Genomic DNA, 23,054 nt, shown 5'->3' with positions numbered 1-23,054 from the left:
GGACCATACTCCTGGGCTGCTTCCTTCCTAGGGTCGGGAGCATGACGACGCATACGGATGACACGACGCCCGCGACAAGCGCGGAGTACGCCGCCGAGCGGCCCGCCCGCCTGGAGTGGGCCAAGCACGCGCCCGATGTCTACAAGGCGATGGTCCGGCTGGAGACCGCCGCCCGGCGGGGCCTGGACCACACGCTGTACGAGCTTGTGAAGATCCGCGCCTCCCAGATCAACCACTGCGCCTTCTGCATCGACATGCACACCAAGGACGCCCTCGCGTCGGGCGAGAGCGTCGAGCGGATCGTGCAGCTCGGCGCCTGGGACGAGTCGCGGCACTTCTACACCGAGAGGGAACTCGCGGCGCTGGAGCTGACGGAGGCCGTGACGGTCCTGACGGAGGGGTTCGTCCCGGACGAGGTGTACGAGCGGGCCGCGCGGCACTTCGAGGAGGCGGAGCTGGCGCAGCTGATCGCCGCGATCACGGTGATCAACGCCTGGAACCGGTTCGGCGTGACCTGCCGGATGGCGCCGGGGCACTACCAGCCGGGCCAGTACAAATGACGGCTCGGACCCGGCTGCTCGACCCGGCGGTCGGCGGGGCCATGGCCGCGCTCAGCAAGGTCGCCAAGCGGGGCTTCGGCGACCCGGCCCTGGCCGAACTCGTCGTGATCCGCGCCTCGCAGCTCAACCAGTGCGCGTTCTGCCTCGACATGCATCTCGCGATCGCCCGCGAGTACGGCGTGAATGAGCGGCAACTCGGCATGCTGGCCGCGTGGGAGGAGGCCGAGGACGTCTTCGACGAGCGGGAGCGGGCCGCGCTGGCGCTGACGGAGGCGGTGACCCTGCTGACGGCGGGCTTTGTGCCGGACGAGGTGTACGAGCGGGCCGCCGAGCACTTCGACGAGGCCCGGCTGGCCCATCTGATCGGGCTGGTCGTCGCCATCAACAGCTGGAACCGGGTGATGGTGAGCCGCCGGATCCCGCCGGGAGGTCACACGCCATGAGCAAGGCCGATGTGTTCCGCGCCCTGCACCACCACCGGGTGCCCGGCGATCCCCTCGTGCTGCCCGGCCCCTGGGACGCGGCCAGTGCCCGGGTGTTCGAGGAGGCGGGCTTCCCGGCACTCGCCACGCCCAGCGCCGGGGTCGCCGCGTCCCTGGGGTACGAGGACGGGCAGACCCCGGCCGGCGAGATGTTCGCCGCGGTAGCCCGCATCGTCCGGGCCGTCGACGTGCCGGTGTCGGCGGATGTCGAGGGCGGCTACGGACTCGCCCCGAAGGAGCTGGTGGAGCGGCTGCTGGAGACAGGGGCGGTGGGCTGCAATCTGGAGGACTCCGAGGACGGGGTGCTCAAGGACCCGCGCGCGCACGCCGAATGGCTCGCCGAGGTGCGGGCCGCGGCCGGTGACCGGCTCTTCGTGAACGCCCGTGTGGACACCTTCGCCCGCGGGGTCGCCGACCCCGGACGGGCCATCGAGCGGGCCGCGTTGTACGTCGCCGCGGGCGCCGACTGCGTCTACCCGATCGGGGCCCCGCCGGAGGTGCTGCCGCTGCTGCGGTCCGGCATCCAGGGGCCCGTCAATGTGGGAGCCCTGATCGACGAGGGCCCCTCGCCCGCCGAACTCGGCGCGCGAGGGGCCACCCGGATCACCTTCGGGCCGCGACTCCAGCGGCGGGCCGCCCGGGCCCTGCGGGAGATCGCCGCTCAGCTGACGTAGGGCAGGTCAGGACAGCCACTTCTTCCATGTGGACTTGTGGCTGTCCACCCACTTCTTCGCCGCCTCCTCCGGGGTCATCTTCTGGTCGGCGATCATCAGGGAGACCTCGTTCTGGTCCTCGGTCGTCCACTTGAACTTCTTCAGGAAGGCCGCCGCCTTGCCGCCGTTCTTGGCGAAGTCCGCGTTGAGGTACTTCTGCAGCGGCGTGTGCGGGTAGGCGCAGGCGACCTTCTCCAGGTCGGCGTCGCAGCCCTCCTTGTACGCCGGCAGCTTCACCTCGGTCATCGGGACCTTCTTGAACAGCCACTGCGGGGAGTACCAGTAGGTGAGGAAGGGCTTCTTCTCCTTGGCGAACTGCCTCATCTGGGTGATCTGCGCCGCCTCGGAGCCGGCGAACACCACCTGGTAGTCCAGCTTCAGGTTCTTCACCAGCGCCTTGTCGTTGGTGACGTAGGACGGCGAACCGTCCATCAGCTGGCCCTTGCTGCCGCTCTCCGGGGTGCGGAACTGATCGGCGTACTTGTTGAGGTTCTTCCAGTTGGTGATGTCCGGGTGCTTCTTGGCGAAGTACGTCGGGACGAACCAGCCGATGTGCCCGGTGACGCCGAGTCCGCCGCCGGGCGCGATCGTCTTCTTGTCCTTGACGTACCGCTGCTCCTGCTCGGGGTGGCCCCAGTCCTCCAGGAGCGCGTCGACGCGGCCCTGGCTGAGCGCGTCCCAGGCGGGCACCTCGTCGACCTGGACGGTGTCGACGCGGTAGCCCAGCTCGTGCTCCAGGAGGTACTGGGCGACGGCCACGTTGGCCTGCGCGCCCACCCAGGACTGCACGGACAGGGTCACGGACTTGGCGCCCTGCGCGTTGGCGAAGGGCGAGGCCTGCTTGGTCATGTCGGCCGCGCCGCAGCCGGTGAGCAGCGCCAGGGAGCTCACGGCGGCGATCATGGCAGTCGTACGGACTCGCATGTCACGCTCCCTTCTTCGCGCGCCGCTCGGTGGGCTGGGTCACCCGGTCGAGCATCAGGCCGAGGCAGACGATCGCCGCGCCGGCCACCAGACCGGTCGCCAGGTCGCCCTGGGCGAGGCCGAAGACCACGTCGTAGCCGAGCGCGCCACCGCCGACCAGGCCGCCGATGACGACGACGGCGAGAACCAGGACGAGGCCCTGGTTGACGGCGAGCAGCAGGGCCGGGCGAGCCAGCGGGAGCTGGACCTGCCGCAGCTGCTGCCAGCTGGTCGCGCCGAGCGAGCTGGAGGACTCCAGCGCGGCCGGGTCGACCTGGCGCAGGCCCTGGGTGGTGATCCGGACGACGGCCGGCAGCGCGTACACGATCGCGGCCGCGACGGCCGGGGCGCGGCCCACGCCGAACAGGGCGACGACCGGGATCAGGTACACGAACTGCGGCATCGTCTGGAACACGTCCAGGACGGGACGCAGCAGCCGCTCCAGACGGTCGCTGCGGGCCGCCGCGATGCCGGTGGCGAAGCCGACGACGAGGGTGACGGCGACGGCCGCGAGGACCTGGGAGAGGGTGTCGAGGGAGGGCTTCCAGACACCGAGGACGCCGATGGCGGCCATGGCGAGGACGGCGGTGAGCGCGGTGCGCCAGGTGCCGATCACCCAGGCCAGGGCGGCGACGATCAGCAGGACCGACCACCAGGGCAGCGACTGCAGGCCGTCGCGCATCGGGTCGAGCACCCAGGTGGTGAAGTGGCCCGCCCAGTCGGCGGTGCCGCCGACCACGGGGACGCCCGAATACAGGTGCGCGGTCATCCAGTCGACCGCGCGGTTGACGGGCTCGGCGATGCCGACGACCCAGGACTCGGGCCAGTCGAGCCGACCCGCGAGACGCCCGGCGACCGCCACGGCGGCGAAGGCGACCAGGGCGTACAGCCGGCCGAGCCCGCGCCGGGGCTCCGGCTCGGCGCCGAGCCGCTCCCCCGCCGCGCCCGTGACGCGGTCCAGGACGACGGCCAGCAGCACGATCGGGATACCGGCGGCGAGCGCGGCACCGACGTCGACCGAGGCCAGCGCCTGGTAGACGCGGTCTCCGAGACCGCCCGCGCCGATGACGGCCGCGATGACGGCCATCGACAGCGCCATCATGATCGTCTGGTTGAGGCCGAGCAGGAGTTCCTTGCGGGCCAGCGGGATACGGGCCGTCAGCAGCCGCTGGCGTGCGGTGGAGCCGAGCGACTCGACCGCCTCCAGCACCTCCTTGTCGGCGCCGCGCAGACCGAGCGAGGTGAGGCGGGCCATGGGCGGGGCGGCGTAGATGACGGTGGCCAGGACGGCCGCCGGGACGCCGATGCCGAAGACCAGCACGACCGGCAGCAGATAGGCGAAGGCCGGGAGCACCTGCATGGTGTCCAGGACCGGGCGCAGCAAGCGGTCCATCCGGTCGGACAGCCCGGCGGCGAGCCCGAGCAGCGCGCCCACCACGACCGACGCGAGGACCGCGACGACCATCAGGGCGAGCGTCTGCATGGTCGGCACCCACATGCCGAGCAGGCCGCAGGCCAGGAACGCGACGCCCGTGCCGAGCGCGAGCCGGATACCGGCGACGCGCCAGGCGACCAGCGCGCCCAGGGCCGTGACGCCCGCCCAGCCGACGGCCAAGAGGCCGAGGTAGACGGCCCGTACGGCGATGACGACGACGTTGCTGACGTGGCCGAAGAAGTACAGGAACAGCGGGTGGCTGTCGCGGTTGTCGATGATCCAGTCGCTGGCCTTGGCGAGCGGCTCGGAGAAGTCGACGGTCAGCGCGGCCGGCCAGCTGCCGCTCGCCCAGCGGGCGTTCGCCAGGGGGACGAGGATCGCGGCGGCCAGGGCGAGGAGCAGCAGCTTGCGGACGGCCGGGGTCTTGAGGAGGCCGGGCAGTCCCACGCGCGGCGGGGACGCGGTGATGGTCGCCATCAGACGGCCTCCTTGGACTGCTCCGTCCGGGGCGGAGCCGGCTGCTCCGTGCCGGCGACGACACCGAGCAGGGTGTCGGAGTCGACCATGCCCACGCACCGGCCCTCGTCCACGACGCGGGCCGGGACGCCGGCGCGGGCGACCGCCTCGATCGCCTCGGAGACCGTCGCGTCGGGCCGGACGGCCGGTCCGCTGCCGTCCAGGTCCGCCGAGGGGTTGCGCATGGCCGTACGGACGGTCATGACCTGCTCGCGCGGGACGTCCCGGACGAACTCGCGAACGTAGTCGTCGGCGGGCGAGCCCACGATCTCCTCGGGCGTACCGAGCTGCACGACCCGGCCGTCGCGCATCAGGGCGATGCGGTCGCCCAGCTTGAGGGCCTCCTGGAGGTCATGGGTGATGAAGACCATCGTGCGGCCCTCCTCGCGGTGCAGGCGGACGACCTCGTCCTGCATCTCGCGCCGGATGAGGGGGTCGAGCGCGCTGAACGGCTCGTCGAAGAGGAGGACCTCGGGGTCGGCGGCGAGCGCGCGGGCGAGGCCGACGCGCTGCCGCTGGCCGCCGGAGAGCTGGCTGGGGCGGCGGTGCTCCATGCCTTCGAGGCCGACCTTGGCGACGACCTCGGCGGCGCGCTCCCGCCGCTCGGCCTTGCCCATGCCCTGGATCTCCAGGCCGTAGGCGACGTTGTCGAGGACCGTGCGGTGCGGCAGCAGGCCGAAGTGCTGGAAGACCATGGCGGCGCGGTGGCGGCGCAGTTCGCGCAGCCGGGAGCGGTCCATGGCGCGGACGTCCTCGCCGTCGATGGCGATGGTGCCGGCCGTCGGTTCGATGAGCCGGGTCAGACAGCGCACCAGCGTGGACTTGCCGGAGCCGGACAGGCCCATGACGACGAAGACCTCGCCCTTGCGCACATCGAAGGTGACGTCGCGGACGGCGGCCGTGCAGCCGGTGCGGGAGCGCAGCTCGGCGGGGTCGAGGGCGGTGAGCTCGGGGTCGGCGGGAACGCGCTCGGCCTTGGGGCCGAACACCTTCCACAGGCCCTCCACCGAGAAGACGGGGGTGGTGTCCATGGTCTGCTCCGTGGGGGGTTCGAGGGTCGGGATCTCGGTCATGTCGGTCACCGGTCACCACCACCGATCAGCTCGGCGGCCTTCTCCCCGACCATGAGCACGCCGATCATGGGGTTCACGGTGGTCATGGTGGGGAACACGGAGGCGTCCGCGATGCGGATGCCCTCCAGGCCGCGGATACGCAGCTCGGGGTCGACGACGGCGAGCCGGTCGTCGGCGTCGCCCATCTTGCAGGTGCCCGCGGGGTGGTAGACGGTGTGCGCGACCTTGCGGGCGTACTCGCTGATCTCCGCGTCGTCGGTCACGTGCGGTCCGGGCGCCACCTCGCGCTTGAGCCAGCCGGCCAGCGGCTCGGTCTTCGCGATCTCACGGGCGATCTTGATCCCGTCGACGAGGGTCTGACCGTCGTAGTCGTCCTCGTCGGTGAAGTAGCGGAAGTCCAGGGCCGGCTTGACCTCGGGGTCGGCGCTGGTCAGGTAGAGCCGGCCGCGGCTCTTCGGCTTGGGGATGTTCGGGGTCATCGAGACGCCGAACTCGGGCCGCTGGTAGCCGAGGCGCTCCGGGTTGTCCGTGAAGGGGATCTGGTAGAAGTGGAACATCAGGTCGGGGTGCGGCTGTTCGGGGTCGCGGCGCACGAACAGGCCCGCGTCGGAGTCCATCGCGGAGTTCTCCGGGATGGGTCCGTTCGTCTCCCACACGATCACCGACTCGGGGTGGTCGAGCAGGTTCTCGCCGATGCCCGGCAGGTCGTGCGTCACGGGTATGCCGAGCTTCTCCAGGTCCGCCTTCGGGCCGATGCCGGAGTGCATCAGCAGCCGGGGCGAGTCGACCGCGCCGGCACAGAGCAGGACCTCGTTACGGGCCTTGACGAGGATCTCCTCGCCGTCCTTGGTGCGGACGTGCACGCCCTCGGCGCGGTTGCCGTCCAGCTCCAGCTTGTACGCCCAGGTCTCCAGCAGGATCGTCAGGTTGGGCCGCTCGTCCATCACCGGGTGCAGATACGCCACCGACGCCGAGGAGCGCTTGTTGTTCTCCGGGTGGTAGGCGAGGTCGAAGAAGCCGACGCCCTCGGTGAACGGCTTCTTGTTGAAGCCCTCCACGCGCGGCACGTTCAGCGCGGCCTGGGCCGCGTCGACGAAGTCGCGGGCGATGGCGTTGCGGTCCTTCTCGTCGACCGGGACGACGTTGTTGAGGAGCCGCGCGAAGTACGCCTCCATCTGCACCGCGCCCCAGCCCTTGGCGCCGGCGGCCTCCCACTCGTCCCAGTCGGCCGGCAGCGGCTTGAAGGCGATCAGGGTGTTGTGCGAGGAGCAGCCACCGAGGACCCGGGCCCGGCTGTGCCGGATATGCGAGTTTCCGCGTGGCTGCTCGGTGGTGGGGTAGTCGTAGTCGAGCTCGCCGCCCAGCAGGCCCATCCAGCGGCGCAGGGTCAGCACGTCGTCGCGGCCGACGTCGCTGGGGCCGCCCTCGATGACGGCGACGGTCACGTCGGGGTTCTCGGTCAGACGGGAGGCAATGACGGAACCTGCGGTTCCGCCGCCTATCACGACATAGTCGTACTCGTGACTGGTGTGGGACATGGCGTACGTGCTCCAGAGGGGATGAACCAGAGGGACGAAGAAGTCGGGCCCGAAGGGCGCGGGTGCGGCGATGCGCGGGTGCGGGGGGTCAGCCCGCGAACCAGCGCACCGGCTTCGGGGCGAGGTTCTGGTAGACGTGCTTGGTCTCCCGGTACTCGGCGAGTCCGGCCGGGCCGAGCTCCCGGCCCACTCCGCTCTTGCCGAAGCCGCCCCACTCCGCCTGCGGCAGGTAGGGGTGGAAGTCGTTGATCCAGATCGTGCCGTGCCGCAGCCGGCCGGCCACGCGCCGGGCGCGACCCGCGTCGGAGGTCCAGACACCGCCCGCGAGGCCGTACTCGGTGTCGTTGGCGAGGGCGACGGCCTCGTCCTCGGTGCGGAAGGTCTCGACGGTGAGGACCGGTCCGAAGACCTCCTCCCGGATGACGCGCATCTCGCGGTGGCAGTGGTCGAGGACGGTCGGCTCGTAGAAGTAGCCGTTCTCGGGGCGCTGCGGGGACGGCTCGGGGCGCTTGCCGCCGGAGCGCAGCACCGCGCCCTCCTTGAGGGCGGACTCGACGTACATCTCGACCTTGTCGCGCTGCTGCTCGGAGACGAGCGGGCCGCACTCGACACCGTCCTCGGTGCCGCGGCCGAGGCGGATCTTCTCGGCGCGCCGGGCCAGTTCGGCGACGAAGCGGTCCCGGACCGACTCCTCGATGATGAGGCGGGCTCCGGCCGAGCAGACCTGGCCGCTGTGGATGAAGGCGGCGTTGAGGGCCTGGTCGACGGCGGTGTCGAAGCCCTCCTCGGTGGCGCAGGCGTCGGCGAAGACGACGTTGGGGTTCTTGCCGCCGAGTTCGAGGGCGACCTTCTTGACACTGGGCGCGGCGGCCTGGGCGACCTTGGTGCCGCTGACCAGACCGCCGGTGAAGGAGACCAGGTCGACGTCGGGGTGCTCGGAGAGCCGTGCGCCGACCGAGTGGCCGGGGCCGGTGACGAGGTTGGCGACGCCGGCGGGCAGCCCTGCTTCGACCAGCAGCTCGATGACCGCGATCGTCGTCATCGGCGTGATCTCGCTCGGCTTGATGACGAAGGTGTTGCCCGCCGCGAGCGCCGGGGCGATCTTCCAGCTGGCCTGCAGCAGCGGGTAGTTCCAGGGCGTGATCATCGCGCAGACGCCGATGGGCTCGTGCACGACGACGCTGTGGATGTCGGGCGAGCCCGCGTCCACGACCCGGCCGGGGGCCTCGCCGGCGACCAGGTCGGCGAAGTAGCGGAAGGCGTCGGCGACACAGTCGATGTCGACGCGGCCCTCCTCGACGGTCTTACCCGCGTCCTGGGCCTCCAGCCGCCCGAGCGCCTCGCGGTCGCGCACCAGCAGGTCGGCGACGCGCCTCAGCAGCGCGGCGCGCTCGGTGACGGGCGTGCGGGGCCAGTCGCCCTCGTCGAAGGCGCGCCGGGCGGCGGCGATCGCCAGGTCGGTGTCTTTCTCGTCACCCTCCGCGACCATGGCGAAGGGCAGCGCGTCCGCGGGGTCGAGGATCTCGCGGGTGGCTCCGGAGACGGCGGCACGCCACTCCCCTCCCGCGTGGATGGTTTTACGCGCCTGAAGTTCGGTACTTTCCGCCATGATCCGTAACTGCCCTTCCGTTCCTGTTCAGCGCCCTTGTGTCACACGTGTGTGACACAGGAGACCGAGTTCGCCTGCCCGGGGCTCCCGGTTGCATGCGCATTCCATGGCCGAAAGTGCGCTGCCTCACTGAACATGCGGGCAAACAGGGACGAATCACCTGCCGAGCGGAAGGCTCACGCGCGGAAATCGGCTGGTGGATCCTCGCCCACACGGCCGTCGATCGACTCACGTATGAGGTCGGCGTGGCCCACGTGGCGCGCGTACTCCTCGATCAGGTCGATCAGCAGCCGCCGCACACTGGGCGACCTGCCGTCGCGGGTGGTGTACGCGGCGAGCCGGCCGGCGTCGCCGTCGGCCAGCGCCTCCCGCAGGTTCGCCCGGGACCGGGTCACCGTCTCCGCCCACAGCGCGTACAACCGCTCGGGGGCGTCCCCGGCGGCCGAGGTCCACTCCCAGTCCGGCTCGGCGTCCCGGTCCGCCGCGTCCCACGGCGACGCGGGCTCCCTCCCCAGCAGCCGTACGGACAGGTAGTGGTCCTCGACCAGGGCGAGATGCTTGAGCAGCCCTCCCAGCGTGACGGCCGAGGAGGCCACCCGCGCGCTCAGTCCGGCCGCGTCCAGGCCCTCGCACTTCCAGGCGAACGTCCTGCGCTGGCGCTCCAGGGAGCCCACGAGCGTGTCGACTTCGTCGCCCGCGATCGGCGGCTCCAACGGCACTTCCGCCACGTCCCGTTCCACGTCCGGTGTCATGTCTCGAAGACTACGACCCGGGTCTGACAACGCGGGAAGCACACAGGCCCCGCACCGGCCGAAGCCGGTACGGGGCCTGCGCGGAGAGGCTTTGGTCAGATGAGGCCGAGGCCGCGGACCGCCTCGCGCTCCTCCTCGAGCTCCTTGACGGAGGCGTCGATCCGGGCGCGGGAGAACTCGTTGATGTCCAGGCCCTGGACGATGTCGTACTTGCCGTCCTTGGTGGTGACGGGGAAGGAGGAGATGAGCCCCTCCGGCACGCCGTACGAACCGTCGGACGGAATGCCCATGGAGACCCAGTCGCCGTCGGCGGTGCCGTTGACCCACGAGTACACGTGGTCGATGGCGGCGTTGGCGGCGGAGGCGGCCGACGAGGCGCCACGGGCCTCGATGATGGCGGCGCCGCGCTTGGCGACGGTCGGGATGAAGTCCTCGGCCAGCCACTTCTCGTCGTTCACGACCTCGGCGGCGTTCTTGCCGGCGACCGTGGCGTGGAAGATGTCCGGGTACTGGGTGGCGGAGTGGTTGCCCCAGATCGTCAGGCGCTTGATGTCGGCGACCGTCGAGCCCGTCTTCTTCGCGAGCTGGGTCAGCGCGCGGTTGTGGTCGAGGCGGGTCATGGCGGTGAAGCGCTCGGCCGGTACGTCCGGCGCGGCGGCCTGGGCGATCAGGGCGTTGGTGTTGGCCGGGTTGCCGACGACCAGGACCTTGATGTCGTCCGCGGCGTGGGCGTTGATGGCCTGGCCCTGCGGCTTGAAGATGCCGCCGTTGGCCTCGAGGAGGTCACCGCGCTCCATGCCCTTGGTACGGGGGCGGGCGCCGACGAGCAGCGCGACGTTGGCGCCGTCGAAGGCGACGTTCGGGTCGTCCGAGATGTCGATGCCCTGCAGGAGCGGGAACGCGCAGTCGTCGAGCTCCATGGCCGTGCCCTCGGCGGCCTTGAGCGCCGGGGTGATCTCGAGGAGGCGCAGCTTGACCGGCACGTCCGCGCCGAGCAGCTGACCGGAGGCGATGCGGAAGAGCAGGGCGTAACCGATCTGGCCGGCCGCGCCGGTGACGGTGACGTTCACGGGAGTGCGGGTCATGGCGTTCTCCGTATGACAGCTGGCGGTGGGGCGGTCCCTGCCCCGGACGTCTGATCGATCTCTTGGTATCAAGAGATCCACCAGCGGTCAGGCTATCGCGCATCCGGTATCTCGCACGGCCGGGTCGGTGTGGCCCACCCCACAACCCGCCCGACGCCCACGCAAAAGGCGGCCGCCCGTCCGGGAGAGGGGGACTGAGGCGGCCGCCGGGGGGGAACCGACCGTGCCGGACTCCCGTGGGGGTACGGTTCGCGTGCCCCCGATTCCCCCGGCCATTCCTCCATCTCCGAAATTAGTTCGGAGACGTCCGACGACCGGGCCCGCCGGCACCGGGCCGGCCCTCGCCGGCACCGCGACAGGGACCGGGCCGCCCCGCCCCGCCAGAGCCGGACGCGAGCCGCTCCGCCAGAGGCCGGACGCGAACCGCCCTGCGAAAGCCCGACGGGCCCCCTGCGAGGCACCCACGGGCCTGGGGACCGTCGGAAGCCGGGCAGGCGGCCAAGAGCCGGCCGACGACCAAGAGCCAGCCGACCGCCGAGAGCCGGGCGACCACCAGAGCCAGCCAACGACCGAACGCCAGCCGACCACCAAGAGCCAGCCGACGAGACCGAAAGCCGCGCCCCCGTCGAAGAGCCGGCCAAGGACCGAATGGCGGGCGCCCCGGGACCCGGCCGACGACGGCAAGCCGGGTGCCCGCCGTACGCCGAGCGCCCCGGCAAGTCCCGGGAGAGGGCCCGAGGGCAGGCGGCGGCCGCCCGCAAGACGCGGCGCCGCCGAATCCCACGGCGCCCGCCGACCCCGATTCACCGAAGCCGGCCACCTGCTCCGCGTGGCCCCGCCGACGGCTACTCCGTGCAGCCCTGCTGGCCCGCGCCCGCCGTACGCCGAGCGCCCCGCCGTGTCCCGTGAGACGGCCGACGGGCAGGCGGCGGCCGCCCGCAAGACGCGGCGCCGCCGAATCCCACAACGCCCACCGACCCCGATTCACCGAAGCCGCCCTCCTGCTCCGCCCCCCCTGCCGACTGCTACTCCGTGCAGCCCTGCTGGCCCGAGGCCAGGATCGCGCAGGCCTTGGCGTCGGCGGCGTTCTTCACCGCCACCATCGGGGTGTACGCGATCGCGTCGCCGGCCACGGTGATGCTTCCGGACTGCTTCGCCTTGCCCGCGCTGATCTGGACCTCGTCGCCCTGGGTCGCCTGGGTGACACGGCCCCAGGCCGCCTTGCAGGTCTCGCTGTAGCGGACCTCCACGACGGCGGTGCCGACGGTCGCGGTCTGTGCCGTGGTGACCAGGTCACCACTGCACCCCATGGCCTCCGCGTCCTTGCCGGTGCAGCTGTCGCCGCTGCACTTCACACCGGGCGGCAGGTCCGGGTTCGTGGTGGCGCTCGGCGTGGGCGACTTGGTGCTGCCCTTGGCCTCGTCGTCGCCACCGCCACCGGTGAGATAGAACGCGCCGGCGATCACCACGAGCACGCCCACGACACCCGCGACGAACGTCGCGGTCCGCCGCTTGCCCCCGGCAGAACCCCCGGCGGAGCCCTTCGCCCGGGCCGGGGCGGCGCCCCTCGGCGACCGGTGCTGCGAGCCCGCGCCCGCGCCCGGCGTCCGGGCAGGCCCGTCGGGCGCCCCGGCGGGTGAACCGCCGCCCGCACCGGGCCGGGACCCGCTGCCGCTGCCGACACCGCTGCCGGCGCCGGCGGAGCGGCCGCCCGACGGCGACGGCCCCTGGTACCCGGCGATGCCCCACGAGTTGACCCCGGTGGCACCGCCCCGGCCGCCGTCCTCCCGCACACCACCGCTGGTGGAGGAGTCCTGGACCTCGGGCGCCGTCGGCTGTGGCGGCACGGTCGGGGCCACTCCGGCCGGCCCCGCGATACCCGGCGTGACCGTGGCGCTGCCGCTTCTGCGGGCGGGCTTGTCGTCACGCCCGGAGGCCGACTTGCCCGAAGCGCTCTTGCCGCCGGAGGTCGTCGTACCGCCGCTCTTGGAGCCGGCCGACGGGTCGCCGAAGTCCTGCCCTCCGAACTCCCCGAGCGCGGCGCGCGCCTGGGAGATCCGGATGGCCTCCATCGTCATGTCGTGCCGCATCTCCGAGCGGCTCCAGGCGCGCTCGGCGAGCTCCCACATGGTGGTCAGGTGCAACGGGTTGGTCCCGGTCACCTCGGCCAGCGCCACGATCGCGCCCTTGGGCGCGAGCAGCCGGCCGTTCAGATAACGCTCCCACGACGTCTTGCTGTAGCCCGTGCGGTCCGCCACCGACGCGATGCTCAGACCACTGCGGTCCACGAGTCTGCGCAGCTGGCTGGTGAACTCCCTGATCTGTGGATCGAGCTCATCCGGCAAGGCCCTCCAACGAGGCATTGCTTCCCCCCTCTTCCCCCCGGTCGTGCTGATATTTCCCGCGCTGTTCGCCCCGCGCGTTGGCGGCCTTGGCCGAGTCCCCGTTCTGGTTACCCACAGGGATGCGCACACTCAGGATCTCAGTTCCCTGACTGGGGGCGCACAGAAGCATGCAGACCGCGCGCGATACACCCTGGACCGTCCTGATTGTCCACGCCAACCCCGTTGTCGCACCAGTTCGTGCGGAATCCGCCAGAAGAAGTACCGGAACCGTCACTTCCGTGCCACAGCGCTCTGACAGCCGTTGAACAGGCCGTTCGCCGTGCAGGAGGGTTGGTCCGTGACGGCGGCCCGTCCTTCCTCGGGGGAGAGGACGGACCGCCGTCCGGTCATCCGCTGGTGACCGTGAAGTGCAGCGTGTCCTTCAGGAACGGGATCTGCAGCCACGGCTCCGGCTGTGCCATCAGGGCCAGCAGGACGATCACCAGGCCCAGTACGCCGTACGTGACGATGTCCGTGAAGCGGGAGCGGACGGCGAGCATGCCGACGTCCGGCAGCAGCCAGCGCATCACGCCACTGCCCAGCAGGGCGACGCCGATCAGCAGCGTCCCGAGCCGGAACTGGTCGAAGGCGGTCACCAGCAGCCCGAGCCCCACCAGCCCCAGCACGGCGAGGACGGGCCACTGCCGCACCGGCGCGGGCGCGTCCCCGGACACGGCCCGGCCACCGCCCTCGGGCCGCGCGGTGTCCTTGGTGAACAGCGGAAACCGCCGGGTGACCCGCCGCGCCCGCCCCTCGGCGTCGGGTGCGCTGACCGGATCCCGGACGGTGAGTTCGTCTTCGCCCGCTTCCGGCCCGTCCGGCTCGCCCGAAGCGCTTTGGCGCGCCTGCGCATCGGGCTCGGCCGAAGCGATCGGCCCGGACTGCCCGTCCTCGACGCCCTGCCCGGCCCGTGCACCACGACCGGCCTCGGCACCCTCCGCGCTCCGGCCGGCCGGGGCGCTCTCCGTGTCCAGGCCGCTCCGCGCGGCCCGCGTGTCCCCGGCCCGGGTACCGTCCACGCTCCCGCCGTCCGCCGCGCTCCGCGCGCTTCGCTCAGCCGACACTGCGCTCCGCCGCCTCGACCACGTTGACGAGCAGCTGGGCACGGGTCATCGGGCCGACTCCGCCGGGGTTCGGGGAGATCCAGCCGGCGACCTCGGCCACGTCGGGGTGGACGTCGCCCACGATCTTGCCCTCGGCGCTGCGGGAGACGCCGACGTCCAGGACGGCCGCGCCCGGCTTGACGTCCTCGGCGCGGACCAGATGGGCGGAACCGGCCGCGGCGACGATGATGTCCGCGCGCTTGAGGTGCGCCGACAGATCACGCGTGCCGGTGTGGCACTGGGTCACCGTCGCGTTCTCGCTGCGCCGCGTCAGCAGCAGCGGCATCGGCCGGCCGATGGTCACGCCCCGGCCGACCACCACGACCTCCGCGCCCTTGATCTCCACCCCGTAGCGGCGCAGCAGGGTCAGCACGCCGTTCGGAGTGCAGGGCAGCGGGGCCGGCTCGTTCAGGACCAGGCGGCCGAGGTTCATGGGGTGGAGCCCGTCCGCGTCCTTGTCCGGGTCCATCAGTTCCAGGATGCGGTTCTCGTCGATGCCCTTGGGGAGCGGCAGTTGCACGATGTAACCCGTGCAGGCCGGGTCCTCGTTCAGCTCGCGGACGGCGGCCTCGATCTCCTCCTGCGTCGCCGTCGCGGGCAGCTCGCGCTGGATCGAGGCGATGCCGACCTGCGCGCAGTCGCGGTGCTTGCCGGCTACGTACTTCTGGCTACCGGGGTCGTCCCCGACCAGGATCGTGCCGAGGCCGGGCGTGACGCCCTTCTCCTTCAGCGCCGCCACGCGGGCGGTCAGATCGGACTTGATCGCGGCTGCGGTGGCCTTGCCATCGAGAATCTGGGCGGTCATGCCCCCATCCTCGCGGATGACCCGCCCACGGTTCCAATCCGGCCACAATCCGGGCACCGGGGGCCGCTCCTCCCGTATCCGCCCATGATCAGCGATGTTGCACTTGCACAACACATCGGGAATGCGGCTGGACAAGCCCGTCACCGGTGCAGAACGATGACATGACAAGTGCCGCGGGCAGTTCAACGGGGGGACGGTCGCAATACGAAGTACTTCTCCTCCGTGCGGATGACCCGCGTCGTCCCCGCACTCGAAATACCAACGGAGGAAAGTCAGCCATGAGCTACGGCGACCCGAACAACCCCTACGGCGCTCCCCAGGGGCAGCAGCCGCAGCAGCCGGGCTACGGCTACCCGCAGCAGCAGGGCCAGGCGCCCGGCTACGGCTACCCGCAGGCCCCTCCGGTGTCCCCCTACGGCGCCGGCCCCGCCGCGCCGACCACGATGACGGGCTCGGTGAGCGCGGCCCGCGCGATGATGTGGGTGATCGTCGGTCTGCAGGTCGTCGGCGTGGCGCTCATGGTCTTCGCCGCCGCGGCCCTCAACGCCGCGAAGGACGACGAGTCCCTCCAGGACAACACCGCCTTCCAGGACCTGGTCGGCCAGTCGACCGGCCTGATCTGGGGCTACGCGGTGTTCGGCCTGGCCTGGCTCGTGTTCGGCGCGGTGCTGGCGACGAAGTTCAAGTCCGGCGGCAACGGCGCCCGGGTCACCATCCTGGTCTTCGCCATCATCACGGCCGTCCTCGGCATCTACCCGTTCGTCATCATCGGCCTGGTGCACACCATCCTGGGCATCCTGGTCGCGGTGTTCGTCGGCAACGCCAACGGCAAGGCCTGGTTCAACCGCCCCAAGTACTGAACGGACCCGGTCGACCGGACCAGTTCACGCCAATCACACCCAAGGGCCGTGTCTCACCCGTACGAGGGGGGCACGGCCCTGGTGCGTCGCCCTAGTCTGACGGTGGTAGCTGTTCAGGCACGGGGAGAGCACCTTGTACAGCATCATCGTGGTACCTCCGCCGACCACGGAGGACGAGCGAAACCGCACCCAAGTCAGACTCGCGCCCGGCGAACGCCTCACCTTCGGCCGGTCCGCGCACGACAACGACCTGCCCATCCCCCACGACGGGGTCTCCCGCCGGGCCGGTGAGATCACCGCGCAGGGCGCCTTCTGGATCCTGAGCAACCTCAGTCGCGACCAGACCTACGTGGTGGAGAACCCGGAGGGCGCGGGCGAACACGTCAAGGTGGCGCCGGGGCGGCTGGACGCGCCGATCCCCTTCGAGTTCTCGCGGATCGTGCTGCCCGCCGCCGGCGACCTGCTGCCGCTGGAGGTGTGGGCGCCGCGCCACGACTACCTCAGCGGCACAGGCGGCCTCGACGGCGCCACGACCGCGCCGGCCTTCTCCGTCGACCGCGGCAAGCGCTACTTCGCGGTTCTGGCGGCCCTGTGCGAACCGCGTCTGCGCGGCACCCCGCACGCCCCGCTGCCCACCGTCGACCAGGTCGCCGACCGCCTCCGCCCCACCTGGCCGGCCGCGTCCCGCACGGCCGTGCAGTGGAACATCGACTACCTGGCCGTGAAGCTGCGCCTCAAACCGGGCCCGGAGAGCGCCGACACGGGCCCTCGGCTCAACGGCAAGAAGGAGTCCCTGGTCTCCCTCGCGCTCCGCTTCGACCTGGTCCGGGAGGACGACCTGGGCGTCCTGGCCGCCCCGCCGGGCGGGGTGACCCGGTGAACGAGGCCTATGCGGTGCCCGTGCCGAAGGGCTACCGGGTCGGCGCCTGGGAGGTGCGCGAGCCGATCGCGACCGGCGCCTTCGGCAGTGTGTACGCCGCCCGGCGCATAGGCGAGAGCACGGAACTGCCCCGGACCGCCGCCCTGAAGTTCCTGCCCACCGGTACGGCCACGCCCCGCCGGCTCAGTCATCTGCGCGAGCTGATCGAGCGGGAGGTCGCGCTGTACCGGCGGCTGAAACACCCGCGGCTGGTGCGGATGTACGAGACGCTGACCGTCGACGACCCGGGCACCCCGGAGCTGGACGGCGCCACCGTCCTCGTCCTGGAGCGGGCCAAGGGCTCCCTGTCCGCCCTGCTCACGGCGGTGCCCCGGCCCGAGGCGGGTCCCACTCTGCTCGCGCAGATCTGCGAGGGGCTGGCCCAGTTGCACGACGCCGGCTGGGTGCACGGCGACCTGAAACCGGCCAACGTGCTGCTGATGGACGACGGTTCGGTCCGGCTGGCCGACTTCAACATGGCGGCCGAGCTGGAGGGCACCCACGCCTACACCCCGGCCTTCTCCACCCCCGACTACACGCCGCCCGAACTCCTGTGGACCGAGATCGGCGAACGAGGCCGCCGAATCCGCCCGTCCGCCGATGTGTGGGCCTTCGGCGTCCTGGCCCACCTCGTCCTGACCGACTCCTTCCCGCTGCCCGGCGCCACCCCGACGGCCCGGCGCGACGCGGCGGCGGCCTACGCCCGCGGCACCGACGAGCTGCGCCTTTCGCCCGAACTGGCCGACGATTGGCGGGACATCGTCCGCGCCTGTCTGACCCGGACGTACCAGGACCGCATCACCGGCGAGGCACTGCTGCGCCGCGTCCGGGCGGCTGCCGCCGGGACGGCCCACCGGCCCTTCCGGCTGCCCCGGCTGCTCCCGGCCCGCCGCCGCGTGGGCCGTACGTCCCTCGCGGCGGCCATGGCCGTCGGCGCGCTCGCCGCCCTCGCCTACGGCGTCAGCGTCTGGGCCGGGGGTGCCCCGGGCGGCGGTGGCTCCGGCAGCGGTGGCTCCGGCGCCACCGCGAACGTCCCGGCCGCCGTGTACGGCGCCTCCGACCTGCGCACCGACCGGGGCATCCCGCCCGCCTACCGGCTGCTGATCGTGGAGACGGCGCACGACTGCGACCAGAAGGAGGTCACCCCGGTCCTGATCGCGGCCATGCTGAAGGTGGAGAGCGACTTCGACCCGGACCTCTCCGACCCCGCCAACGACGAGTACGGCATCGCCCGCTGGACCCCGCGCGTCCTGCGCTGGTGGATGAACGAGGACGGCACTCCCGGCGAGACCGTCCCCCGGCCCCCCTTCCCGCCCGCCGAGTCCATCCCGGCGATGGGCCGCTACCTGTGCTGGATCGCCCCGCGCCTGGAGCCCGGGCTGCGGGGCGAGCGGCGAGTGCTGGTCGCCGCCGCGTACCGGACGTCGTACAAGACGGTGAACGACGCGGGCGGCGTTCCCCCGGACACTCGTACCTACGCCGGCCGCGTCGCGCACTACCTCAAGGAGTACAGCCCGCCCGGGAAGAAGTGACCCTGAGAGTTCCGAGGTGCCTCAGCAGGCGGGGACCGTGCTGTCGGCGAAGACGACCGACTGCTCCGACCAGCCGCTCAAAAATGCGGGGCTCCGCGCGGCGGGGGATGTGAGGATGGCCGCTCCGAACTCCCTTGTTCCGAAAGCAGGTTCACGCATGAGACGCACCCGTGGTGCCCTGGCGGTCGCCGCCGCCCTGACGCCCGTCCTCCTGCTCGCCACCCCGGCCGTGGCCGCCGGCCCGGCCCCGGCAGCGCCCGCCGTGACGGCCGCGGCATCGGCGGACGGCACGCCGGTGGACGAGATGTCGGAGGAGGAGCTCCGGATAGCGATCCTGCGCATCATGGCCGCCGAGGACAGCGGACGGGGCGTCAAGAGGGAGGGGAGCAAGGCCCTCGACGGCACCGTGGAGGACATGCGCGCCTTCCTCAAGACGGGCTACCGCCTCGCCCAGGCCGAGGACGACCGTGTCGCCATCGTCCGCATCATCGGCGACCCCGACTCCGGACGGGGCGTCAAGAGGGAAGCCGGCAAGGCCCTCGACGTGAACACCCCTGAGGCCCTGCGCGCCTTCCTGGAGACCGGCTACCGCCTCGCCCAGGCCGAGGACGACCGCGTCGCCGTCGCCCGCATCCTGGCCGACCCGAACATCAGCGCGGCACTGCGCGCGGCCGCCGAGGACGCCATCGACGGCACGCCGGAGGAGCTGCGGTACTTCCTGGAGGTCGGGCAGTACGAAGTGGACGGCTGAGTCGTCCGAGGCGGGTCGGCCGTACCGCCGACCCGCTCCGCCACCGTCAGTGGAAGAAGTGCCGCGTTCCGGTGAAGTACATCGTGACGCCCGCCTTGCGCGCGGCCTCGACGACCTGTTCGTCACGGACGGAACCGCCGGGCTGGACCACGGCCTTCACGCCGGCCTCGGTGAGGATCTCCAGACCGTCCGGGAAGGGGAAGAACGCGTCGGAGGCGGCGTACGAACCCTCCACGCGCTCGGCGCCGGCCCGCTCGACGGCCAGCTTCGCGGAGTCCACGCGGTTGACCTGCCCCATGCCGACACCGACGGAGGCGCCGTCCTTGGCGAGCAGGATCGCGTTGGACTTCACCGCGCGGCATGCCTTCCAGGCGAAGGCCAGCTCGGCCAGCTCCCCGGCGCTCAGCGCCTCGCCCGTCGCCAGCGTCCAGCCGGCCGGGTCGTCGCCGTCCGCCTGGAGCCGGTCCGTCACCTGGAGGAGCGCGCCGCCGTCGATCGGCTTGACCTCGACGGGGGCGGCGGGGCCTTCGGCGCAGCGCAGCACACGGATGTTCTTCTTCTTGGTGAGGGCCTCCAGCGCCCCCTCCTCGTAGCCGGGCGCGACGATGACCTCGGTGAAGATCTCGGCGACCTGCTCCGCCATCTCCTTGCTGACCGGGCGGTTGACCGCGATCACACCGCCGAACGCCGACAGCGGGTCACAGGCGTGCGCCTTGCGGTGTGCCTCGGCGACGTCACCGGCGACCGCGATCCCGCAGGGGTTGGCGTGCTTGATGATCGCGACACACGGCTCGGCGTGGTCGTACGCGGCACGGCGGGCGGCGTCCGTGTCCGTGTAGTTGTTGTACGACATCTCCTTGCCGTGCAGCTGCTCGGCCTGGGCGAGGCCGCCGCCCTCCGGGGAGACGTAGAGCGCGGCGGGCTGATGCGGGTTCTCGCCGTAGCGCAGGGTGTGCTCGCGCTCCCAGGTGGCGCCCAGGAAGTCGGGGAACCGGGAGTCGTCGACGGGCGCGTAGGAGGAGGCGAACCAGGAGGCCACGGCGACGTCGTAGGCGGCCGTGTGCTGGAAGGCCTCGGCGGCGAGCCGCTTGCGGGTGGCGAGGTCGAAGCCCCCGCTCTGGACGGCCTCGAGCACGTCGGCGTACCGGGCCGGGCTGGTGACGACCGCGACCGACGGGTGGTTCTTGGCGGCGGCGCGGACCATCGAGGGACCGCCGATGTCGATCTGCTCGACGCACTCGTCGGGCGAGGCGCCCGAGGCAACGGTCTCGCGGAACGGGTAGAGGTTGACGACGACCAGGTCGAACGGCTCGACGCCCAGCTCGGCGAGCTGCTCACGGTGGCTGTCCAGGCGCAGGTCGGCGAGGATGCCGGCGTGCACGCGCGGGTGCAGCGTCTTCACCCGGCCGTCCAGGCACTCGGGGAAACCGGTGAGCTCCTCGACCTTGGTGACGGGGACGCCGGCAGCGGCGATCTTCGCGGCCGTGGAGCCGGTGGAGACGAGCTCGACGCCGGCCTCGTGGAGCCCGCGCGCGAGGTCCTCGAGCCCGGTCTTGTCGTAGACGCTGACGAGCGCCCGGCGAAGGGGCCGCTTGTTGCTGTCGGCGGTCACTGGATAACTACCTTTCGTCCCTCAATGCGATGGCCGTTGCGGGCGAGCCGCCCCACGACCTCGACGAGCAGCCTTCGCTCGACGTCCTTGATGCGCTCGTGCAGAGCGCTCTCGTCGTCCTCGTCCCGGATCTCGACCACGCCCTGGGCGATGATCGGGCCGGTGTCGACGCCGTCGTCGACGAAGTGGACGGTGCAGCCGGTGACCTTGGCGCCGTACGCGAGCGCGTCCCGCACGCCGTGGGCTCCCGGGAAACTGGGCAGCAGGGCGGGGTGCGTGTTGACGAACCGCCCGCCGAACCGCGCGAGGAACTCCTTGCCGACGATCTTCATGAAGCCGGCGGAGACGACGAGGTCGGGCTCGAAGGCGGCGACGGCCTCGGCGAGGGCGGTGTCCCACTCCTCGCGGCTCCCGTGGTCCTTGACCCTGCGCACGAAGGTCGGCAGCCCGGCGCGCTCGGCGCGGGCCAGCCCCTCGATGCCCTCGCGGTCGGCGCCGACGGCCACGACCTCGGCTCCGTAGGCCTGCGCGCCGACGGCGGCGATCTCGTCGAGGAGCGCCTGCAGATTGGTGCCGGATCCGGAGACCAGCACGACGAGGCGCTTGGCGCGCGGGGCCACGGGCTTGGCGGCCACGGTGGGGGCCTTTCTCGGGGGAGCGTCTGTCCGGGCGGTCGGACTGTGGCGTTTGTACATTCATACGAATGCTTCGGGTCCCCTGATACGGGGAAGCCTACGAACCGGCCGACCGTCAGCAACGATACCGGCACACCGGACGGCCCCCACGGGACGGGGGCGTGGCCGGAAGGTAGCGTCTGGGCGGAGCCGGTTCGGGAACGCCGTCCGGGCGTGGTGCGTTCAGGAGGGTGACGGAGCCGGTCCCGACGCCGCACCGACCTCTGTCCGTCCAGTCCTGATCCCCCACTCCTGATCCCCCAGCCTTACTCACCGTCCTACTCACCAACGGGAAGACGCTCACTTGATGCCGGACCGCAGCCTGCGACTCCTCACGTTCCCCCCGCTGTCGGCACAGGGAGGGGAGCGCGGCGCCGTGCTGCTGCGGGAGCGCCCCAGCTCACCGCCCGACGCGCCGTCGGACGGCTCCGGCGGCGACGGGCGAGGGCGCGGCTCCCAGGAGGACAACCCCTTCGCCCCGCCGCCCGAGGGCACCCCGGACCGGCCCTGGCAGCCCCGCCGCCCGTCGGGCGACGACTCCCAGGACGGCGACGGGGGCGACCGTGCGCCGTGGGGCAGTCAGTGGAGCGACCGCCAGCCCGGCCGCTCCCCCGACGGCTTCGGCGAGCGCCCCCGCGGCGGCCCCGAGGGCCAGGGCGGCGGCGGCCAGGGCGGCCCCAACCTCCGCTGGGACCCGACGGACCCCTCACAGCGCCGTGCGCGCTATGCCCTGCTGTCGGGCATGTGGGCCTTCTTCTTCGCCCTGTTCAGCTGGCCGTACGTGGCGCTGCTGCTCGGCGCGCTCGCCCTCTACTGGGGCATCAGCGCGCTGCGTGCCAAGCCCCGCAGGTCCGACCCGGACTCCCCGGCCCCGGAGCAGCCGGGCCGCCCCCAGACGACCGCCGCGGTCAGCGGCCTGGTCACGGCGTCGCTGGCGATCGCCCTGGTCGCCGCGACGTTCACGGCGCAGCTGGTCTACAGCGACTACTACACGTGCACGAACGACGCCCTGACGAACAAGGCCGAGAAGTCCTGTACGAAGCTGCTGCCGGAGGAGCTGCGGGGGCTGCTGGGGTCGCAGGGCTGAGGCGGCCCCGCCCCCGGTCAGGGGCTGTCGGAGCCCGGAGCCGGGTCGGCCGGCAGGAAGTCGTAGGGCTCGTACCCGGCGTCGTCGTCCTGGCCCTGCGGGCCGTACAGAGAGTCGTGCTCGAAGGGCGCGTAGGGGACGTAGGGCAGGTCCGGCGCGCGTTCCGGGGTACGAGAGGCCGTAGCCCCACCGGACACCGAGCCGCCACGCCAGGGGCCCGGCGCGCCTTTGGGGTCCTTGAGCCCGCGGGCGACTCCGGCTCCCCCGGCGACTCCGGCACTCCTGCCGTTCTTGGCCCCCCAGGCGACTCCGGATTCCGCGGTGCCCTTGGTGTTCCCGGGCTGCTTGGCGTTCCCGGCGCCCCAGGCGTCTCCGGCATCCCAGTCGACTCCGGCCCCCTCGGCGTCCCAGACATCTGGGGATTCCCAGGCGGCGGCTCCCTTGCTCCCGGTGGCCGTGGTGCGTTCGGACCGCCGGGTGCCTCCGGCGGTCCCGGCGGTCCCGGTGGCTCCGGCGGTCCCTGCGGTTCCGGTGGTCCCGGCGGTCCCGGTGGCTCCGGCGGTCCCTGCGGTTCTGGTGGTCCCGGCGGTCCCTGCGGTTC

At 72.1% G+C, this 23,054-nt stretch carries 20 protein-coding genes and 1 pseudogene; 8 read left to right on the top strand and 13 right to left on the bottom strand.

Annotated features, from left to right (window positions below; all coding sequences use genetic code 11):
- The first annotated feature begins 41 nt into the window (after positions 1 to 41).
- Genes ACWIF2_RS11030 through ACWIF2_RS11020 form a run of 3 tightly spaced genes read left to right on the top strand, consistent with a single transcriptional unit; the run spans position 42 to position 1,716 of the window.
- Complete coding sequence (locus tag ACWIF2_RS11030; RefSeq protein WP_454359847.1) at positions 42 to 560, top strand: carboxymuconolactone decarboxylase family protein; 519 nt, start codon at positions 42 to 44, stop codon at positions 558 to 560.
- The gene (locus tag ACWIF2_RS11025; protein WP_454359846.1) at positions 557 to 1,003 is read left to right on the top strand and encodes a carboxymuconolactone decarboxylase family protein; all 447 of its coding nucleotides are present in this window, start codon (positions 557 to 559) and stop codon (positions 1,001 to 1,003) included. Before ACWIF2_RS11030 ends, ACWIF2_RS11025 begins: the two co-directional genes overlap by 4 nt.
- Positions 1,000 to 1,716 (top strand): isocitrate lyase/PEP mutase family protein, encoded by a 717-nt coding sequence (locus tag ACWIF2_RS11020; RefSeq protein WP_454359845.1) that lies wholly within the window; start codon positions 1,000 to 1,002, stop codon positions 1,714 to 1,716. The genes ACWIF2_RS11025 and ACWIF2_RS11020 overlap by 4 nt, the downstream gene beginning before the upstream one ends.
- A gap of 6 nt (positions 1,717 to 1,722) precedes the next feature.
- Here the strand turns inward: ACWIF2_RS11020 and ACWIF2_RS11015 are convergent, their stop codons facing one another.
- The 10 genes from ACWIF2_RS11015 to ACWIF2_RS10970 form a co-directional block, all read right to left on the bottom strand.
- Positions 1,723 to 2,679, bottom strand: a complete 957-nt coding sequence (locus ACWIF2_RS11015; RefSeq protein WP_454359844.1) for an ABC transporter substrate-binding protein — start codon at positions 2,677 to 2,679, stop codon at positions 1,723 to 1,725.
- 1 nt (position 2,680) lies between these two features.
- Positions 2,681 to 4,630, bottom strand: coding sequence for an ABC transporter permease (locus ACWIF2_RS11010; RefSeq protein WP_454359843.1), 1,950 nt, complete (start codon positions 4,628 to 4,630; stop codon positions 2,681 to 2,683).
- Positions 4,630 to 5,742, bottom strand: coding sequence for a quaternary amine ABC transporter ATP-binding protein (locus tag ACWIF2_RS11005; protein WP_454359890.1), 1,113 nt, complete (start codon positions 5,740 to 5,742; stop codon positions 4,630 to 4,632). Before ACWIF2_RS11005 ends, ACWIF2_RS11010 begins: the two co-directional genes overlap by 1 nt.
- A 5-nt stretch (positions 5,743 to 5,747) precedes the next feature.
- The gene (locus ACWIF2_RS11000) at positions 5,748 to 7,280 is read right to left on the bottom strand and encodes a GMC family oxidoreductase (protein ID WP_454359842.1); all 1,533 of its coding nucleotides are present in this window, start codon (positions 7,278 to 7,280) and stop codon (positions 5,748 to 5,750) included.
- Positions 7,281 to 7,368: 88 nt separating this feature from the next.
- The gene (locus tag ACWIF2_RS10995) at positions 7,369 to 8,889 is read right to left on the bottom strand and encodes an aldehyde dehydrogenase family protein (protein WP_454359841.1); all 1,521 of its coding nucleotides are present in this window, start codon (positions 8,887 to 8,889) and stop codon (positions 7,369 to 7,371) included.
- Between the two features lie 176 nt (positions 8,890 to 9,065).
- Entirely contained in the window at positions 9,066 to 9,641 is a 576-nt protein-coding gene (locus tag ACWIF2_RS10990; protein ID WP_454359840.1) for a DinB family protein, read from the bottom strand.
- 95 nt (positions 9,642 to 9,736) lie between these two features.
- Positions 9,737 to 10,726 (bottom strand): malate dehydrogenase, encoded by a 990-nt coding sequence (locus tag ACWIF2_RS10985; protein WP_454359839.1) that lies wholly within the window; start codon positions 10,724 to 10,726, stop codon positions 9,737 to 9,739.
- Between the two features lie 1,025 nt (positions 10,727 to 11,751).
- Positions 11,752 to 13,071, bottom strand: coding sequence for a DUF2690 domain-containing protein (locus ACWIF2_RS10980; RefSeq protein WP_454359838.1), 1,320 nt, complete (start codon positions 13,069 to 13,071; stop codon positions 11,752 to 11,754).
- 386 nt (positions 13,072 to 13,457) lie between these two features.
- Complete coding sequence (locus tag ACWIF2_RS10975) at positions 13,458 to 14,129, bottom strand: DUF3017 domain-containing protein (protein WP_454359837.1); 672 nt, start codon at positions 14,127 to 14,129, stop codon at positions 13,458 to 13,460.
- 34 nt (positions 14,130 to 14,163) lie between these two features.
- The gene (locus ACWIF2_RS10970) at positions 14,164 to 15,018 is read right to left on the bottom strand and encodes a bifunctional methylenetetrahydrofolate dehydrogenase/methenyltetrahydrofolate cyclohydrolase (protein WP_382489540.1); all 855 of its coding nucleotides are present in this window, start codon (positions 15,016 to 15,018) and stop codon (positions 14,164 to 14,166) included.
- A gap of 278 nt (positions 15,019 to 15,296) precedes the next feature.
- Here ACWIF2_RS10970 and ACWIF2_RS10965 point away from each other — a divergent pair, with 278 nt between their 5' ends.
- The 4 genes from ACWIF2_RS10965 (at position 15,297) to ACWIF2_RS10950 (ending at position 19,080) form a co-directional block, all read left to right on the top strand.
- Complete coding sequence (locus tag ACWIF2_RS10965; protein WP_454359836.1) at positions 15,297 to 15,878, top strand: hypothetical protein; 582 nt, start codon at positions 15,297 to 15,299, stop codon at positions 15,876 to 15,878.
- 133 nt (positions 15,879 to 16,011) lie between these two features.
- Positions 16,012 to 16,758 carry an FHA domain-containing protein gene (locus tag ACWIF2_RS10960; RefSeq protein WP_454359835.1) on the top strand — a complete coding sequence of 249 codons (747 nt, stop codon included), beginning with the start codon at positions 16,012 to 16,014 and terminating at the stop codon, positions 16,756 to 16,758.
- A complete protein-coding gene (locus ACWIF2_RS10955; protein WP_454359834.1) occupies positions 16,755 to 18,329 on the top strand; it encodes a protein kinase domain-containing protein in 1,575 nt (524 codons plus the stop codon). The genes ACWIF2_RS10960 and ACWIF2_RS10955 overlap by 4 nt, the downstream gene beginning before the upstream one ends.
- Positions 18,330 to 18,486: 157 nt before the next feature.
- Positions 18,487 to 19,080 carry an ALF repeat-containing protein gene (locus tag ACWIF2_RS10950; protein ID WP_454359833.1) on the top strand — a complete coding sequence of 198 codons (594 nt, stop codon included), beginning with the start codon at positions 18,487 to 18,489 and terminating at the stop codon, positions 19,078 to 19,080.
- A gap of 46 nt (positions 19,081 to 19,126) precedes the next feature.
- Here ACWIF2_RS10950 and purH read toward each other — a convergent pair whose 3' ends face one another.
- Positions 19,127 to 20,692: a bifunctional phosphoribosylaminoimidazolecarboxamide formyltransferase/IMP cyclohydrolase gene (gene purH, locus ACWIF2_RS10945; RefSeq protein WP_454359832.1), complete on the bottom strand. Its 1,566-nt coding sequence runs from the start codon at positions 20,690 to 20,692 to the stop codon at positions 19,127 to 19,129.
- On the bottom strand, positions 20,689 to 21,327 hold the full coding sequence (gene purN / locus ACWIF2_RS10940; RefSeq protein WP_454359831.1) for a phosphoribosylglycinamide formyltransferase: 639 nt from the start codon (positions 21,325 to 21,327) through the stop codon (positions 20,689 to 20,691). Before purN ends, purH begins: the two co-directional genes overlap by 4 nt.
- Before the next feature lie 346 nt (positions 21,328 to 21,673).
- On the opposite strand from purN, the gene ACWIF2_RS10935 reads away from it, so the two are divergent.
- On the top strand, positions 21,674 to 22,453 hold the full coding sequence (locus ACWIF2_RS10935) for a hypothetical protein (protein ID WP_454359830.1): 780 nt from the start codon (positions 21,674 to 21,676) through the stop codon (positions 22,451 to 22,453).
- Positions 22,454 to 22,470: 17 nt separating this feature from the next.
- On the opposite strand, the pseudogene ACWIF2_RS10930 reads toward ACWIF2_RS10935, so the two are convergent.
- Positions 22,471 to 23,054, bottom strand: a pseudogene (locus ACWIF2_RS10930) (hypothetical protein); the annotation flags it as partial.

It is taken from the genome of Streptomyces sp. NPDC055506 (genome assembly GCF_053643595.1).
The sequence above is the reverse complement of the archived record's forward strand: the minus strand, read 5'-3'. Positions and strand labels throughout refer to the sequence as shown.